At 49.0% G+C, this 16,509-nt stretch carries 16 protein-coding genes and 1 riboswitch; of the genes, 13 read left to right on the forward strand and 3 right to left on the reverse strand.

All coding sequences use genetic code 11. The features are described 5' to 3' along the window. Positions 1-26: 26 nt before the first annotated feature. A riboswitch (SAM riboswitch) is annotated at positions 27-132 on the forward strand. Between the two features lie 85 nt (positions 133-217). The 6 genes from CR205_RS00390 to CR205_RS00415 all read left to right on the forward strand — a co-directional run bounded on the left by CR205_RS00390 (position 218) and on the right by CR205_RS00415 (position 7,883). Next, positions 218-1,993: a PLP-dependent aspartate aminotransferase family protein gene (locus tag CR205_RS00390; protein ID WP_110515838.1), complete on the forward strand. Its 1,776-nt coding sequence runs from the start codon at positions 218-220 to the stop codon at positions 1,991-1,993. Between the two features lie 218 nt (positions 1,994-2,211). Further along, positions 2,212-3,222, forward strand: coding sequence for an aliphatic sulfonate ABC transporter substrate-binding protein (locus CR205_RS00395; RefSeq protein ID WP_110515840.1), 1,011 nt, complete (start codon positions 2,212-2,214; stop codon positions 3,220-3,222). Positions 3,223-3,237: 15 nt separating this feature from the next. After that, positions 3,238-4,086, forward strand: a complete 849-nt coding sequence (locus tag CR205_RS00400; protein WP_110515842.1) for an ABC transporter permease — start codon at positions 3,238-3,240, stop codon at positions 4,084-4,086. Between the two features lie 36 nt (positions 4,087-4,122). Beyond that, complete coding sequence (locus CR205_RS00405) at positions 4,123-4,869, forward strand: ABC transporter ATP-binding protein (protein WP_110515844.1); 747 nt, start codon at positions 4,123-4,125, stop codon at positions 4,867-4,869. Positions 4,870-4,874: 5 nt separating this feature from the next. After that, complete coding sequence (gene acsA / locus CR205_RS00410) at positions 4,875-6,587, forward strand: acetate--CoA ligase (protein WP_110515846.1); 1,713 nt, start codon at positions 4,875-4,877, stop codon at positions 6,585-6,587. A 6-nt stretch (positions 6,588-6,593) separates the two neighbouring features. Beyond that, positions 6,594-7,883, forward strand: a complete 1,290-nt coding sequence (locus CR205_RS00415; protein ID WP_110515848.1) for a homoserine dehydrogenase — start codon at positions 6,594-6,596, stop codon at positions 7,881-7,883. 323 nt (positions 7,884-8,206) lie between these two features. Here the strand turns inward: CR205_RS00415 and CR205_RS00420 are convergent, their stop codons facing one another. After that, the gene (locus CR205_RS00420) at positions 8,207-8,968 is read right to left on the reverse strand and encodes a hypothetical protein (RefSeq protein ID WP_110515850.1); all 762 of its coding nucleotides are present in this window, start codon (positions 8,966-8,968) and stop codon (positions 8,207-8,209) included. A gap of 272 nt (positions 8,969-9,240) precedes the next feature. Here CR205_RS00420 and CR205_RS00425 point away from each other — a divergent pair, with 272 nt between their 5' ends. From CR205_RS00425 to CR205_RS00435, 3 genes are all read left to right on the forward strand, one after another. Further along, a complete protein-coding gene (locus CR205_RS00425) occupies positions 9,241-9,516 on the forward strand; it encodes a YuzF family protein (protein ID WP_110515852.1) in 276 nt (91 codons plus the stop codon). Positions 9,517-9,674: 158 nt separating this feature from the next. Then, a complete protein-coding gene (locus CR205_RS00430) occupies positions 9,675-11,009 on the forward strand; it encodes an arsenic transporter (protein ID WP_110515855.1) in 1,335 nt (444 codons plus the stop codon). A 64-nt stretch (positions 11,010-11,073) separates the two neighbouring features. Then, the gene (locus tag CR205_RS00435) at positions 11,074-11,364 is read left to right on the forward strand and encodes a hypothetical protein (protein ID WP_110515857.1); all 291 of its coding nucleotides are present in this window, start codon (positions 11,074-11,076) and stop codon (positions 11,362-11,364) included. 49 nt (positions 11,365-11,413) lie between these two features. On the opposite strand, the gene CR205_RS00440 is transcribed toward CR205_RS00435, so the two are convergent. Together CR205_RS00440 and CR205_RS00445 are read right to left on the reverse strand one after the other, a co-directional pair. Beyond that, on the reverse strand, positions 11,414-11,887 hold the full coding sequence (locus CR205_RS00440; RefSeq protein WP_110515859.1) for a hypothetical protein: 474 nt from the start codon (positions 11,885-11,887) through the stop codon (positions 11,414-11,416). Between the two features lie 32 nt (positions 11,888-11,919). Next, positions 11,920-12,807, reverse strand: a complete 888-nt coding sequence (locus tag CR205_RS00445; RefSeq protein ID WP_236634668.1) for a polysaccharide deacetylase family protein — start codon at positions 12,805-12,807, stop codon at positions 11,920-11,922. Positions 12,808-12,973: 166 nt separating this feature from the next. Between CR205_RS00445 and CR205_RS00450 the strand changes: the two genes are divergently transcribed. The 4 genes from CR205_RS00450 to ytkD all read left to right on the forward strand — a co-directional run bounded on the left by CR205_RS00450 (position 12,974) and on the right by ytkD (position 16,329). Next, the gene (locus CR205_RS00450; RefSeq protein ID WP_110515861.1) at positions 12,974-13,768 is read left to right on the forward strand and encodes a formate dehydrogenase accessory protein FdhE; all 795 of its coding nucleotides are present in this window, start codon (positions 12,974-12,976) and stop codon (positions 13,766-13,768) included. Between the two features lie 21 nt (positions 13,769-13,789). Next, a complete protein-coding gene (gene mobA / locus CR205_RS00455) occupies positions 13,790-14,407 on the forward strand; it encodes a molybdenum cofactor guanylyltransferase (RefSeq protein ID WP_110515863.1) in 618 nt (205 codons plus the stop codon). A gap of 184 nt (positions 14,408-14,591) precedes the next feature. Then, the gene (locus tag CR205_RS00460) at positions 14,592-15,743 is read left to right on the forward strand and encodes an MFS transporter (protein ID WP_110519579.1); all 1,152 of its coding nucleotides are present in this window, start codon (positions 14,592-14,594) and stop codon (positions 15,741-15,743) included. A 106-nt stretch (positions 15,744-15,849) separates the two neighbouring features. Then, complete coding sequence (ytkD, locus tag CR205_RS00465) at positions 15,850-16,329, forward strand: RNA deprotection pyrophosphohydrolase (RefSeq protein WP_110519581.1); 480 nt, start codon at positions 15,850-15,852, stop codon at positions 16,327-16,329. Positions 16,330-16,509: the final 180 nt, after the last annotated feature.

Genomic DNA, 16,509 nt, shown 5'->3' on the forward strand with positions numbered 1-16,509 from the left:
ATCTAACCCAATAACTAAATAACCAACTCTTATCAAGAGCGGCGGAGGGATAGGCCCGATGATGCCCGGCAACCAGCAGCAGAGCTGCAAGGTGCCAATTCCTGCAGAGCGGTCAGCTCTGAAAGATGAGAGAGGAGCAAAGTTTTTTGCACCTTTCTCATTTGGAGAAAGGTGCTTTATTTTACGAAAAACCAAGATATTCGAGGAGGAAACAAACATGAGCGAACAAAACACATACAACCAGGAAACAGTCGTATTACACGGAGGTCAGTCACCTGATCCGACAACAGGAGCGAGAGCCGTCCCGATCTACCAGACTACCTCTTACGTTTTTCATGACAGCGAACATGCAGAGCAGCTGTTTGCCCTTGACGAACCGGGCAATATCTACAGCCGGATCGGCAACCCCACGGTAGACGTTTTGGAAAAACGGCTTGCCCTTCTCGAGGACGGGGTAGCGGCCGTAGCAACAGCTTCCGGGATGTCCGCGATCACCCTCGCGATTCTTAACATCGCCGGAGCCGGTGACGAAATCGTAGCCGCAACCAACCTGTATGGGGGAACGTACAATCTCTTTTCAACAACATTGCCTCGGTATGGAATCAATGTGAAGTTTGTCGATGCTTCAAACCCTGAAAACTTTAAAACGGCATTTACGGATAAAACGAAAGCCGTGTTCGCAGAAACGATAGGAAATCCGAGCCTGCACGTTCTGGATATTGAAGGGGTTGCGGAAGTTGCTCACGAAGCAGGCGTGCCCCTCATCATTGACAACACGTTTGCCACACCGTATGTGTGCAAGCCGATTGATTACGGTGCTGATGTGGTTGTGCACTCGGCCACTAAATGGATCGGCGGTCATGGAACGACGATCGGCGGTGTGGTGATTGACAGCGGACGTTTTAACTGGCAGAGCGAAAAGTATCCGGGCTTTAACGAACCGGACCCGAGCTATAACGGTATCACCTATGCAAAAGACTTTGGCACACTCGCCTATATCACGAAGCTGCGCGTACAGCTTCTCCGGGATTTCGGCCCTGCACTGAGTCCGTTTAATGCGTTTCTCCTTCTACAGGGTCTCGAAACCCTGCATCTTCGGATCGAGCGCCATAACGAAAACGCGCTCAAGCTTGCTCAGCGTCTGAAAGAACATCCTGCTGTGGACTGGGTGTCCTATCCTGGACTTGAGGAACACCCTTCCCACGAGCATGCGGCAGAACTGCTGAAAGGGGGCTTTGGCGCTGTACTGAACTTTGGCATCCAGGGCGGCCGGGATGCGGGCCGGAAGCTGATTGACAGCGTGGCTCTATGGTCTCACCTTGCCAACGTTGGAGACGCAAAAAGCCTGATCATTCATCCCGCAAGCACAACTCATCAGCAGTTGTCCGACGAGGAACTTGTGAGCACAGGGGTGACGCCGGATCTGGTACGTCTCTCCGTCGGTATTGAAAACGTGGAAGATCTGCTGAAAGATCTTGACCAGGCACTTGAAAAAGCGACCGGCAAAGCGGAAACGCCGAATAACCGGGTTGTCAATGATGAAGGTGTAATCAAGTGGTCACTGAGTACAGCTGAAACGACAGACGAGAACGGCCCCCGGGCTAAGACACTTGCAGTCGTAGGACTAAGCGGAAAAGAATCGCGCCCGAGTCACCGCCTTGCCCGTAAAATGCAGCGTCTCGGCTATAAAATTATTCCCGTGAATCCACGGGAAACAGAGATTCTCGGAGAAAAAGCATACCCTGATCTGAAAAGCATTGAAGGACCAGTCGATATTGTTCAGGTGTTCAGAAGCCCTGAAGCAGCTGTGGAACTTGCAAAAGAAGCAGCTGTTGCCCAGCCGAAAGTTTTTTGGCTGCAGGAAGGAGTCGTATCGGAAAAAGCCGTGGCTATCGCCAGGGAAGCAGGACTCGATGTGGTTCATAACCGCTGCACGTATAAAGAAGCCCAGCGGCTCAGAGGCACCATTTCCACATTTGCCTGTGAGCTGTAAGAAAAATTTTCTCACCTGAAGAGATCCAGGTGATCGTTATTGGATAAGGGAGTCTGGGACATAAGTATAGAGGTGAAAATCCGAACAAAAACCTGTAAAGCGTATCTTTCAGGAGCGGTTAGTTGCGCCGCCTAAGATTGTTCGGATTTTCATCATTTAAAACACTTCACTCCCAGTCTCTCAACTTAAATCAAACACAAAAAAAGGAGCGAACGCACATGAAACAACAAAAACCACTTTTTAAAACGGCCGCTTTCGCATTTGGCCTGACTTTCATCAGTGCATGTGCGGCAAGCTCAGACGCAGGCAGTAACGAAGACTCCCCATATCCTGAGGAAATCAGTCTGGACTATGCCTATTATTCTCCCACAAGCCTTGTACTCAAGGAGTTTGGCTGGCTTGAGGAAGCATTTGAAGAGTACGGAACCGATATTGAGTATGTTTTCAGTCAGGGAAGCAACCGCTCACTTGAGTACTTGTCAGGCGGAAGCGTTGATTTCGGCTCCACTGCCGGAGCGGCAGCTCTCATGGCAAAAGGAAACAATGCACCAATTAAAAATGTTTATATCTATTCCCAGCCTGAATGGACCGCCCTTGTAACGGCAGAAGGTAGCGGGATTGAGAGTGTCGCCGATCTCGAAGGAAAACAGGTTGCGGCTACTCTCGGGACGGATCCCTACATCTTTTTAATCAGGGCTCTTCAGGAGCACGGTCTTTCCGCCGATGACCTTGAAATTGTGAACCTTCAGCACAGTGATGGCGCAAACGCACTCTCTAACGGGCAGGTGGATGCCTGGGCGGGACTTGATCCACATATGGCCCGCCAGGAACTGGAAACCGGTGCAGAACTCTTTTACCGGAATGAATCCTTTAACACATACGGGTTTCTCAATGTTCGGGAAGACTTTGCCGAAGAGTACCCTGAAGCAGTGGAAAAAGTAATCGACACCTATGAAAAAGCCCGGAAATGGGTGATTGATAATCCGGAGGAAACGGCAGAGATTATGGCAAGAGAAGCACAGATGGACGAAGAAGTGGCAGCCCTTCAGCTGGAGCGGAATAACTTTGAGAATCCGGTACCAGGGAATGAGCACGTGGACAGTCTGACAGAAGCAGGTCTGGTGCTCCAGGAAGCGGGAGTCATGGAAGGGAACCTGGATATTGAACAGGTGGTTGAGGATCTGATCGACCCGGAATACTCAGAAAACGTTATTGGAAATGACGAGTAAAAAGGAGGTAACCCAATGGCCATCTCTCATGGGCAGGAAGCCCAGCCATCTGTTTTAAAGCGGCATAAACAGGAAAACAGCGGCGCATCAGTCAAAAATTTTCCATGGGGAACAATCGGGCTTTCCCTTCTCCTGCCTGTTCTGCTCTTAGGGTCCTGGGAACTTAGCGCACGATTTGAGTGGGTTGACCCTCATTTGCTGCCGGCACCGTCGGCGGTTCTTCAAACGATTCTCAGTATGGGGGCAGACGGAAGTCTCTGGCAGCATATGGGTATCACCCTTTACCGGATTTTCTGGGGCTTTATCTGGGGAACCGGAGCGGCTGTAATCCTGGGTTCGCTCGTTGGCATGTCCAGGCATGCAGAAACAGTATTTGACCCGACCGTACAGGCCGTCCGTGCCATACCTTCCCTTGCCTGGGTTCCTCTTTTCATTCTCTGGCTCGGGATCGGTGAAGGAGCAAAAGTAACCCTGATCGCTGTAGGTGTTTTCTTCCCGGTTTACCTGAATATGATCGGCGGCATCCAGTCTGTGGACCGGAAACTCATTGAAGTAGGGAAAGCCTACGGCATGAGTACACTCACACTGATCAGACGGATCATCCTCCCTGCATCACTCCCCTCTTTTTTAGTGGGGCTTAGAAGCGGTCTTGGTCTTGGATGGATGTTTGTGGTAGCAGCAGAACTAATGGGAGCGAGTCAGGGCCTTGGCTACCTTCTTGTACTCGGCCAGAACACACTCAGACCGGATACAATTCTTGCAAGCATACTTCTGTTCGCCATCCTCGGAAAATTGACAGATACCTTCCTTAAGAAATTGCAGCAGAGGGCGCTTCACTGGCAGGATAGAGTCGTGCAGAAGTAATACAGTTCTAAAACGATATTACCGGAGGCAGATAGCATGAGTGTTTCAATTGAACAGGTGAGCCGCACATTCGGCAGCCAGACCGCTGTAGCAAGCGTCTCCTTTAAAGCTGAATCAGGTGAAATTGTCGGTCTTCTCGGTACGAGTGGATGCGGAAAAAGCACCGTACTCCGGGCCATCTCCGGACTTGATGAAGGTTATGAAGGTACAGTGAAAATAAACGGTAAAACGAGCAGAAATGTAAGCCCTGATTTGGGAATCATATTTCAGGAACCGCGGTTGATGCCCTGGCTTACCGTCACGGACAATGTCAGTTTCGGTCTTGAAGGTGACAAAAAGGAGCGTAGGGAAAAAGCAAAGGCTCTTCTCGCAAAAGTCGGACTCGAAGGCTTTGAAAATTATTATCCAAAGCAATTGTCCGGCGGAATGGCCCAGCGGACTGCAATCGCAAGAGCACTTGTAACCGGGCCGTCCACACTTCTTCTGGATGAACCGTTCAGTGCCCTTGATGCATTTACAAAACTTCAATTACAGGAGCTGCTCCTGGACATCTGGGAAGCAGAGCGGCCGACGATGATTATCGTCACCCACGATATCGATGAGGCACTCAGTTTATGCGACCGGATCGTGATCCTGAAGGGACAGCCGGGGGAGGTATACAAAAACCTGAAACTCACTAAGCCGAAACCGAGATCCAAAGCCGATCCTGAACTGGCAAAACTCAAGGAAGACATTCTCCGCTCTCTGGAAGTGGGAAGTAATAAAGCAGTGAAAGGAGCCTGACACCGATGACTTTAAACAGCCCGGCTGAAGAGACAAATGAACATCCCGGAATCCTGCAGCCGGACCGGGCCAGGGAATATAACCTTCAGTCCTATAAAGAGACAGCCGGCACGTTTACATGGCAGCAAGCCGTTCAGGGCCTGAGTGCAGCTCCGGACGGAAAGTGGAATGCTGCCTATGAGTGCATCGACCGGCACGTAAAGGAGGGGTTTGGAAACAAAACGGCCCTTCTTTTCACAGACGGAAAAATAGAAGAAACCTATACGTTCGAACAGGTGAAAGATATTACTGACGACTATGCACGGGTGCTGCAAAGGGGGGGTGTGAAGAAAGGCAGCCGGGTGTTCATTTTCCTTCCGAAATCCCCGGACTGTTATTTCACCATTCTTGCCGTAATTAAAGCAGGTGCTATTGCCGGCCCGTTGTTTGAGGCGTTCAAGGAAGATGCGGTAAAAGAAAGGATGAGCGACTGTGAAGCGGAGTTTCTGGTTACGGACAGTGATTTGAGAACCCGGGTACCGGAAGAGGCGCTTCCATCCCTTCTGAAAACATGGGAGATTGCCGGATTGAAAAAAGAAGCAGCGGCGTCTTCCTCAGGTGAAGATGAAGATCCACTCGTCTGGCTCGGGGAAGAGGACGGCATGCTGATTCATTACACATCCGGATCAACCGGGCAGCCAAAAGGAATCGTCCTCGCCCAGCGCGCCCTGTCCCATCAGTACATCAGTGGCAGATGGGTACTCGATATCAAGGATGACGATGTTTACTGGTGCACCTCCCATCCCGGCTGGGTAACAGGAAGCGTATATGGGGTATTTGCGCCCTGGCTTAACCGGGCAGCTGTGGTGATTCACGGTGGGCGATTTGATGCCGGTGACTGGTACCGGGTAATTGAACAGTTTGGTGTGACAGTCTGGTACAGTGCACCGACAGCCTTCAGAATGCTGATGAGCGATGGGAGTTCTTTCGAAGACTACGATCTTTCAAGTCTTCGTCATATTTTAAGTGTAGGTGAACCGTTAAATCCTGAAGTGATTTACTGGGCGAACAGGAATTTAGGAGTGAGGATTCACGACACGTGGTGGATGACAGAAACCGGCGCTCATCTGATTGTTAATCTCCCATCAGCTCCAATCAAGCCCGGATCCATGGGCAGGCCGCTTCCGGGAATTAAAGCAGCAATCCTTAACGAAAAAAACGAACCGCTTCCACCTGGAGAAACCGGAGAACTGGCAGTGAAAGCCCCATGGCCCGGTCTTATGAAGACAGTATGGAAAAACGAAGAGAAATATCGATCCTATTTTACCGATGACGACTGGTACCTTTCCGGAGATACGGCGTACCAGGACGATGAAGGATACATTTTTTTTAATGGAAGAAATGATGACCTGATCAATACAGCAGGAGAGCGTGTCGGCCCTTTTGAAGTGGAGAGTAAGTTAATCGAGCACCCGGCAGTAGCTGAGGCAGGCGTGATCGGTAAACCGGATGCTGTCCGGGGTGAGATCATTAAAGCTTTTGTCACCCTCAGGGAAGGATTTGAGGGAAGCAGTCATCTGGAAGAGAGCATTCGCTTTTTTGTAAGAGAAGAACTTTCTGCTCACGCCGCACCGAGAGAAATCGAGATTGTGGATTTTCTTCCGAAAACAAAAATCAGCGGAAAAATCCTGCGAAGAGAATTAAAAGCACGCGAACTGACCAGGAAAAAGGAGGCTTAACGGTTTATGAGTCAAACAGGCTATCAGCTGGCTATTATCGGATTTGGAACAGTAGGAGAAGGTGTATACCATGCCGTTGAGACCAGTTCGGACAAACTGACGCGGCTGCTCGGGAAGCCGCTTCATATTCCGGCAGTGCTCGTTAAAGACGGTACGAAAAAACGGAATACAGGGGCAGCCACCCGAATAGTTACGCAGCTTGATGAGCTTCTAAGAGAAAAACCTGACATTGTAGTGGAAGCGACGCCCGATGCCGAAACAGGGTTTCCCTATGTTCGCCGGCTGCTGGAACTGGGCATCACGGTCGTCACGGCAAATAAAGAAATGGTCGCAAATCATGGAGAGGTGCTCGCAGACCTGGCAGAGAAAAATGATGCACAGCTCCTGTTTGAAGGGGCGGTGGCCGGAGGCATTCCTTTACTGAATACGCTCCGTCATACATTGAAAACAAATGAGATCCTTCAGGTGAACGGAATCCTAAACGGAACATCCAACTACGTGCTTACAAAGATGCAGCGGGAAGGAACACCTTTTCAGAATGCACTCAAGGAGGCTCAGGAAAAAGGGTATGCTGAAGCGGTTCCGGACAAGGATGTTGACGGATGGGATGCTTCATTTAAAACGGCGATACTCAGTCAATGGATCTATGGGCAGGCCCCTGTCTGGAAGCAGAAGGAACCGGCCGGTATCAGGGAGATTACGGCAGAAGATCTGGCACTGAGTGCCCAGGCCGGGGGAAGTCTGAAACATGTGGCTACATTAAGAAAAGACCGCTATTGTGTGACGGCAGCGGTTCGCCCGTGCTTTCTATTTCGTGACCATCCCCTTTACGCAGTTGAGGGAGTTAACAACGGTGTTCATATTGAAGGAAGCATCGTCGGAGATCTTCTTCTTCAGGGACCTGGGGCTGGAAAAGGCCCAACGGCAAGTGCGGTAGTGGAGGATGTAGTGAACGTGCTAAACAAAACGAACGGAAAAGTTGTACAAAACCCGATTCCGGAAACATCGGGTTCAGCAGACGAATTGCATTCAGAAAGCCAAGAGGAGTTCTATCTGTTAACCGGAAATGAAGGCTTGTCCAGAAGGGTGAGTGTCTATGGTCTTTCCGTTACGGGAAAATTTCATGAATCCAAAAACACACGTGAAGGAATCGTGATTAAAGCAAAGCCGGAGTCAGTCCAGGAATTTAAACGCCAGTACAAAGAACAATTCGGCATATATCCCGTTCTTGCCGCCGAGGATAAGATTGTCCATTACTTTGAGCAGCAGAAGAAAAGCAGGGCCGTTTCATTTTAGCGGCCTCCATGCCAATTCCGGCAGCATAGTCAACACAACAAAGAAGGGCTTTCACCAAACGGTGAAAGCCCTTCTTTCATTACACTTGAAAATGGCCAGTTGGTTACGTGCGGAGCCTCACGCCGGCAGTGAGAGTCCGGCGGCAGTGAAGAGCGTTTACATCTCGATTAAGCTCCGATTTGCTTCGACACAGCCAGCTTCGTAGCTTTGCGTGAAGAGGAAGAAGCAGGGGCCGAGACCCCACAGGCGCAGCCGAGGAGGCTTGTCGGCATCGCCGCGGAAAGCGAAGCTTTTGTTTATTCCATTTGAGGGTAGCAATGCGGCTATTCCATTTCCTCCATCACGTGCTGGATAAAGTACCTGAATAACCTGTATTCATAGTCCTCGTCGTCTTCCCCGTCTTCTCGGGGCAGTTCACTTTCCAGTTCCGGCTGAATCTGCTGAAGGATGAACCGTTTAAGAAAGCGGGTTTCGCTGTAGCGGAGATAATGATTCCCGCTCTCTGACCGAAGGGTTGAAAGGGCATGAAGGTGAGCCGTATCGTCATCCTCCAGTACATCTTCATTCTCAATAAACTGCTGAAATGCTTCTTCTGAATAATCCCAGCCATAGTCTCTTGCCGCGAGCTCCTTCCACGTCATAAGTTCCCGTGCCTGAAAGCGGGCGTCTTCCTGACGCTCATCAGCTTCCATTGGAGATGGTTCAAGCCTGTGGGTGTATTCATGGGCAAACCAGTAATGATTGTAGTAAGTCTGCTCGCCCGGAGAGCCCGCATCGGTGGAGAGAAGGTTTGTTTCTTCAGATGCTTCATCAAATGCCTCTGAAAGTTCGCCTTCATCGGATGTCATTTCACCATTTCCCATCATATCCTCTGAATCCTCATCCTCTGTTGTTATATTAAGGTCCCCCGGCTCTTCCTCGGAAGTAGTTAGATCTGCGGACTCCTCATTTTCATCTGGATCAGCCAGGTCTGCGGGAACAGGCTGATTAAAGTCATCCTGACTGTAAAAATAGGATAATAAAATCGTAAGTGCCAGCAGGAGTACGGCACCTGTCAAAAAGTAAATTTTCTTTTTCGTGGACATCATTTCACCTCAGGCTGCATCAAAAAGTAATGGAAAATTCAAACAAAAAGGCAATCTATTTTATTATAATTTATTTTGAACCCGAATAAAATAGCCAGATTCACTGATCGTATCATGGTTCAGTGTGAATAAGAAGTCAGACCTCCTCTAATCATACCTTTCGTTTTGCAGATTCAGTATTGGGTGTATTCCAGGTAAAAACCAGGCACAGGCACCTATCTTTCCGAAAAGCATACACTGAAAGTGGCGAAATGAAGAGGGGGAATGAGCCGATGTATGATCATGATGAGCAGTTCTATCACGGTTATGACAATCAGGATGACAGCAGACAGGAAGAAGGCCAAATCGAGTATGTGGTCAATTATGATCCGTTCGTAGTGGAAACACTTGAATCGGTTACCGGCAGCAAGCTTGTTTTTCAGACAACGCGTGGCAATGTGCGGGGAAAACTGATTGATGTAAGACCGGATCACATCGTCGTCGAGCAGGAAGGCGGTACATTTTTCATCCGCATTCAGGAGATCGTGTGGATTCTTGTTCAAAATTAGGCAGGAGTGTGACAACCAGCTTGCTCATCAGAGGGGCTGGTTTTAATCTGCCGGAAGGTGGGACAGGCTAAGGCAAAAACAGGGGGTTGCGCAGACAAGGTGTATATTGTTATGTTGTTATATAGGTAAATGCTTATATACACATGGGAGGCGTACACATGACTGAAGTCATTTTAGCGAGTCTGATTTTTATACTTACTTTGACATTTGTGATCTGGCAGCCGAAAGGTCTGTCGATTGGATGGCCTGCAGCCGCAGGGGCTCTGGCTGCCCTTGCAGTTGGTGTTGTCAGTTTTTCCGACGTGATTGAAGTAACAGGGATTGTCTGGAACGCAACACTGACGTTTATTGCGATTATTATTATTTCTCTGATTCTGGATGAAATCGGCTTTTTCGAATGGTCGGCTCTCCATATGGCCCGGGTGGCAGATGGCAACGGAATAAAAATGTTTGTATATGTTTCCCTGCTTGGTGCGGTGGTGGCCGCTTTTTTTGCCAACGATGGGGCCGCCCTGATTCTGACGCCGATTGTGCTGGCAATGGTTCGCGCATTAAAGTTTAAGGAAGCGATGATTCTGCCGTTTATTATGGCGAGCGGCTTTATTGCCGATACCACATCACTTCCGCTCATCGTAAGTAACCTGGTGAACATCGTTTCTGCGGACTTTTTCGGGATCGGATTCCTGGAATATGCTTTTTATATGATTGTGCCGAACTTCTTTGCTCTCGGGGCGAGTATTCTGGTACTGTTTCTTTATTTCCGTAAAAACATCCCGAAAACATATGACATGAGTATGTTGAAAAAACCTGAGGAAGCGATCCGGGACCCTAAAATGTTCCGCCTTTCCTGGTACGTTCTCGGTCTGCTTCTGGCCGGCTATTTTATCAGTGAGTTCATTACGATAAACGGCCTGTTTTCAGGAGAAGCAATGACATTCCCTGTTTCGTTCGTGGCAGGTATGATCGCTCTGTTTTTCCTCGTAATGGCCCGGCGCAGTCCCGCCGTCAACACGACAGCTGTCATGAAAGGAGCCCCGTGGGCAATTGTTGTATTTTCAATCGGTATGTACGTGGTCGTATACGGGCTTCGTAACGCGGGCCTCACCGATGTGCTTGCGGCGGTTCTGGAGGGAAGTGCTGAACATGGCATGTTTGCAGCCACAATTTCCATGGGCTTTATCGCTGCGATATTGTCATCGGTCATGAACAACATGCCAACGGTTATGATTAATGCGCTGGCGATCCAGGATGCGAGTGTGACCGGCCCGATGCGCGATGCTCTGATCTATGCAAACGTGATCGGCTCCGACCTTGGCCCGAAAATAACGCCAATCGGCTCGCTGGCAACTCTCCTTTGGCTCCATGTTCTTGCGTCGAAGGGTGTTAAAATTTCTTGGGGTTACTACTTTAAAGTAGGGATTATCCTTACGGTGCCGACCCTGTTCATTACTCTGACAGGACTTTATCTGTGGATGCTGATTATCGGAGGTTAAAGGGTGCGCCATCGGCCGGATAAATGGTAAAATAAGGGCAGAATTGATTTAGGAGCGGATAAGTATGGTCGTTTTGGAACTCCTGTCAGCTGTTCTGGTTCTCATTTTCATTTTCCTGCCGGTGATTCTCTCAAAAAATGGCGGTCCTGGAGAGGCGGCTCCATACTGGCGCAGAATCGCCGGGTCTTACTGGTTTGGCGGACCGTTTATTATTCTGCTTTTGTTCGGCAGTTTTTCGATCACAGGCGCTGCCTCCTGGTTCACCGTTATTGCAATGGCTCTGGCAGCCTCAGCCGGACTCAGTATGCTTGCTGACCTGATGAAAAAAATGAACATGAAGAGACAACACGGATAAAGAGTCCCAAAAAAGACGTGCCCATTAACGGTACGTCTTTTTCATAGTCTTATTCAGTTTCAAGCAGAACGGTTTCCCCGTCAGCCGGATTTACGAGATAAAACTGCTCGTCTTCCGCTGTTTCCACACCGTAAATATAATAACGGGTTACAAACATGGACGGCTGTTCGTTAGCTTTGAACGACTGCATATCCAGTGACATAAGAGTGCTGTTATCCTCACCTGTATACTCCAAAACCGCTTCTGCTCCGTCCTCATACGAGTAGGAAGGAAAAATGATAAACAAAAAAATGACGGAAACAGCGCAGAGAACAGCGCTGGAAACAGCATGTCGTTTTTCAAATGTGCGCTTGTAAAGCTCAAATGCGGCCAGGCCGAAAATGCAGATGCCGATCGTCCACACGATCGGCTCATTTACTGTTCCTGCATAGGCCCCCCGGTTAATGGAGATTGCGGCTGCGAGGAAAACGATACTGAAAATGGCGACAGCACCGTAAAAAATAAAACCGTTGTTTTTTTTCATAATCAAAGCTCCTTTATGTCTGACCATAGCGGTTATTCGGTGAGCGGGTAATCTCCCACATGAACGAAAGTAAATCCTGCTTCCCTGAGAGCCGGAACGGCACGTTTTACTCCTTCTGCGGTGCCTGATGAAGGCTGGTTCATGTGAAGGAGGGCGATGGAGCCGGGTCTGCTTTCGAGAAGAGCTGCTTCGACCTGGCCGGCACTGTAGGTGGCACCGGCATCTCCGAGAATATCAAAGTTAACTGCTTCCAGGCCTGCCATCTGTACGATTTCTACCGCTTTTTCATCGTAATGGGCGGTCCCCGACCTGAAAAATGCCGGCGTATTACCGGTAAGGGCAGCAATATGTTCCTGATTAACGAGAATTTCGTCAACCGCTTCTTCAGGGGAGGAAGTGCCGTTTATCCCCCAGGCGCTGTTTCCCTGCACGGAGAGAGGAAGATGGGCAGTGCCGTGGTTTTCAATCGTAAACAGCGGATCATCTGCCAGATCAATAAAACGTTCTTCATGCTCGTCAATCCAGCGGAAGTTAACGAACAGCGTAGCAGGTATTTTATTTTCCTGCAGAAACGAGATGAGTTCCTCATCAATTCCGTTCCCGAGAGGACCACCGCAGGCGTCAAATGTTAATGCAATTACTTTTTCCTCTGTATCATGACGGTTTTTGACTCCGGTCACACGTTCCCCCCATTCGCCTGCTTCCATATCCCAGTCTGATAATTCCGCGAGCAGCGTTTCCCGGTCAACGGCCTGCACCGGATCCCGTGTAAACTCAGGAGCCGTTCGGGCGGATTCCCTTAAAGGGGAGTCTTTTGAAACCAGGTTGGGCGAGGCGGGAGTGAATACCATGAAAATAGCAGCCGATACCGTCACGGCGGCTGTAAATGCGAGCAAAAGCCATTTATGTATGCTCTTCAACTTGGGCCCCCCAGTCCAATTCACTTTATCCAGTTTATCAAATCCTCCGCCGCCTTAAAAGGGAACGCGTTTACACGCTGGCAGAACTGCAGATATAATAAAGAAAGACGATTGCTTTTTTGAACAGTCACCGTTTGTGATCCAAACAGATGAGGTGATAATCATAATGGAAAAATCAATGATTTCGGATGATTACCTTCGGTTGCAGAAACGTCTGACAGGCGTACAGGAAAAAATAAGAAAGCAGGCAGACAGGCTTTGGCAGGAGCAAATCGATGAAGAGCAGATCGACAGGGAATTCCCTGTGCTTCGTCAGCTTGAAAAGCCGCCGGTTACTGTTGGTGCATTTGCAGAAGCTGCGTTACTGATTTCCATGAGTATGAAGGAAAACATGCCGGCGCTTGATGAAGACCTTAATCGATGCATGAACCTTCTCGAAGATGAAAAAACGGCCTATACGTGGATGAAGCACGCCCTCATGTATAATACCGGTTACTTTCAGGACGTGTCAGACGAGCATAAAATTGCTGCCTGGCTTCCTCATTTTCTGGCTGAGCATGCACTCCGCCCTTTTCTGAAGGCTGTTGGAGAGCACACGAAAGGATTGATCTCCTCGATCAATGCCGGCGGGGTGTGTCCCTGCTGCGGCGAGCCTGTCCGGATCAGGAAGGTATGGGATGGTATGAACCGGTTTCAGTGTCCAAGATGTGAAACAGACTGGGAGCCAAAGGGGGCAGGCTGTGCTCATTGCGGAGAGAAGAAGGAAGGGCTCATCATACGCCTTACTGTAAAAGAGGAGCCGGGGAGTGAACTTGAAGTATGCGGCAGCTGCAAGCAATACGTAAAAATTGTTACAGATCTTTCTGCTGAAGAACCCGCTGCCATTCTTGACCTGCTTACAATCCATCTTGATTATATTGCGCAGGAGGAAGGGTTTGACACAGGTGACCAGCGCCGGTGACAGTCAGGAGGATCAGAGAAAATGAAAGTAACAGCTGTTATCCTGGCAGGCGGTCAGTCGAGCCGGATGGGAAAAAATAAGGCTCTCCTTTCAATAAATGGGCTGCCCGTCATTGAGAGGATTAAAAATGTTCTCTCACAATCGTGCTGCGGTATGCTTGTCGTGGCAAACAGTCCTGAACAATACCGGTTTCTCCATGTGCCGGTTGTGCCTGACCGCTTTCCGGATTCGGGACCGCTGGCAGGAATTCACGCAGGGATTCTGGAAAGCGGCTGTGAATGGCATTTCGTTGCCGCCTGTGATGTCCCGCTTATCTCACGAGATGTTATCGAGATTCTCCTCAGGGAAATGGAGGACAACCCTGAAACCGACGTGATCCTCCCAAAAGCAGGCGGCAGACTTCAGCCGATGACGGCTCTTTACAGGCGCTCGGTCCTGCCTGCTGTGGAAGAGGCCCTTAAAAGCGGACAATTAAAGCTTCTTGATGCTTTAAATGGGCTGGATCTCATCTATGTAGATGAGCAGAAGGCCGCAGCACAGGGCATGGACCCGGAAAGATGGGAGCAGAGCTTTTTCAACATGAACCGGCCCGAGGAGTATAGTGAGGTGCTGAGAATTTTTAGTGCCGGCGGCTACTGAACGTGTCACCAGTTCCTGATAATGCAATCCCTGTTCTCCCTCTGTTTCACTGCTGGAACCTGAATAAAAAACCGCTTCTTTTCTCCATACTAACGAAAGGTGGGAAAAGAGCGGGAGGGCACTGACTGTGGCAGAAGACAAACAGACGTGGGCACTGATTTCAGTTGCCTCTATACCTTTGGTAATGACACTTGGAAACAGCATGCTTATTCCGGTGCTGCCGACGATGGAAAAGGAAATGGGCGTATCGCCCCTGCAGGTCAGTATGGTCATTACGGTGTACTCCGTTGTCGCAATTATTTTAATTCCGATTGCAGGATTTTTATCTGACCAGTACGGACGTAAAAAAGTCATTATCCCGAGCCTCCTGATCGCTGCATTAGGAGGCGCTGTTTCAGGCTGGGCAGCCTGGCAGATGCCCAATCCCTATGCCCTGATTATTGCGGGGCGATTTCTTCAGGGGGTGGGAGCGGCAGGAGCCGCACCGATCGTTATGCCTCTTGTAGGGGATATGTACAAAGATGAACAGGACGTGAGCAACGGGCTGGGTATTGTTGAAACGTCCAATACATTTGGGAAAGTACTCAGTCCGATTCTTGGGGCAGCACTTGCAGCAGTTGTATGGTTCTTGCCGTTTTTTGCATTTCCAGTATTCTGCCTCATTTCTGTGCTGCTGATGGTTTTTCTTGTGCACACCCCGAAAAAAAAGGAAAAGCCGCCGTTGTTCAAGGACTTTGTAAAGTCGATTAAGAAGGTTTTTCATCAGGAAGGCCGCTGGCTGTATGCCATATTCGGGGTCGGCTGTATTTGTATGTTTGTCATTTTCGGTGTGCTTTTTTATCTGTCTACGCTCCTTGAAGAAGAACATGGCATTAAGGATGTGAAAAAAGGGATTATCCTTGCGGTTCCGCTGGCAGCCCTTTGTTTGTCATCTTATGTTACAGGGAAAGTTATCGGTAAGGATAAAAACAGGATGAAATGGACCACATTTACCGGACTGCTGCTTCTCACTGTCTGCAACGTCTGGGTTGCTTTCAGTAAAGATATCTACGTACTTTTAAGCGCCATGTTTGCCAGCGGAATTGGCATCGGGGTTGCGCTCCCAAGTATGGACGCCCTTGTAACAGAAGGAATCGTCAAGTCAGAACGGGGGACGATTACTTCTATTTATTCAAGCATGCGTTTCGTGGGAATTGCGCTCGCTCCACCCGTTATCGCCCTTCTGATGAAAGGTTCACATCCTCTCCTTTTCGGTGTACTGGCAGGTGTTTCCCTTATTGCAGCCGGTCTGACGATCTTTTTCATTCGTCCAGCTGAAAAAACGTATGCAGAGTAATGGACAGTTTCCATAAATTTTCATACAATATCGATAAGCGTCGGGAATTATCAGAATCGATCAGACTGTGCCGACGGATCATCTGGGAGTGATGATAGTGGGCAACATGAAAACCTTTCGGGATTTTTATAACAATCAGGTGGACTTCTCGACCGAGGACCACCCATTTTCAAAACATCCGAAAAATGTGTGGGTCGTAAGCAGGTATCGTGGAAACTGGCTGCTTACCCTCCATCCTTCAAGAGGTCTTGAATTTCCCGGGGGCAAGGTGGAGCCTGGAGAAGAGCCTGCCGAAGCGGCAAAGCGGGAAGTATTTGAAGAAACGGGCGGCGTCGTGAAAGAACTTCATTATGTCGGACAGTACCGTGTTAAAGGAAAACAGGAAACAGTGATTAAAAATGTTTACTTTGCCGATGTGGATAATTTAATTTCCAGGAGCAACTACCATGAAACAAAAGGGCCAAAGCTGTTAAAAAACCTGCCTGATAATATCCGTACGAATCACAAGTACAGTTTTATCATGAAGGATGACGTGCTTCCGCTCTCTCTGGAAGAAGTAAAAAAACGGTTTGTGGCAGCAACGTAAACCGTTATTACATAACCCAAAAACGCTGCGCATTAGCGCAGCGTTTTTGGGTTATGTAAATAAAGATAAATGGGAAGATGGGGATAGAATTCCTTCAAAAGATAAACCATATAGAACGTGGAAAAGAGTGGAAGAACTATCGGCCGATATTGACAGGTTGACCAAATATGATGGATTAAA

This window comes from Alteribacter lacisalsi, from assembly GCF_003226345.1.
Taxonomy (GTDB): Bacteria; Bacillota; Bacilli; order Bacillales; family Salisediminibacteriaceae; genus Alteribacter; species Alteribacter lacisalsi.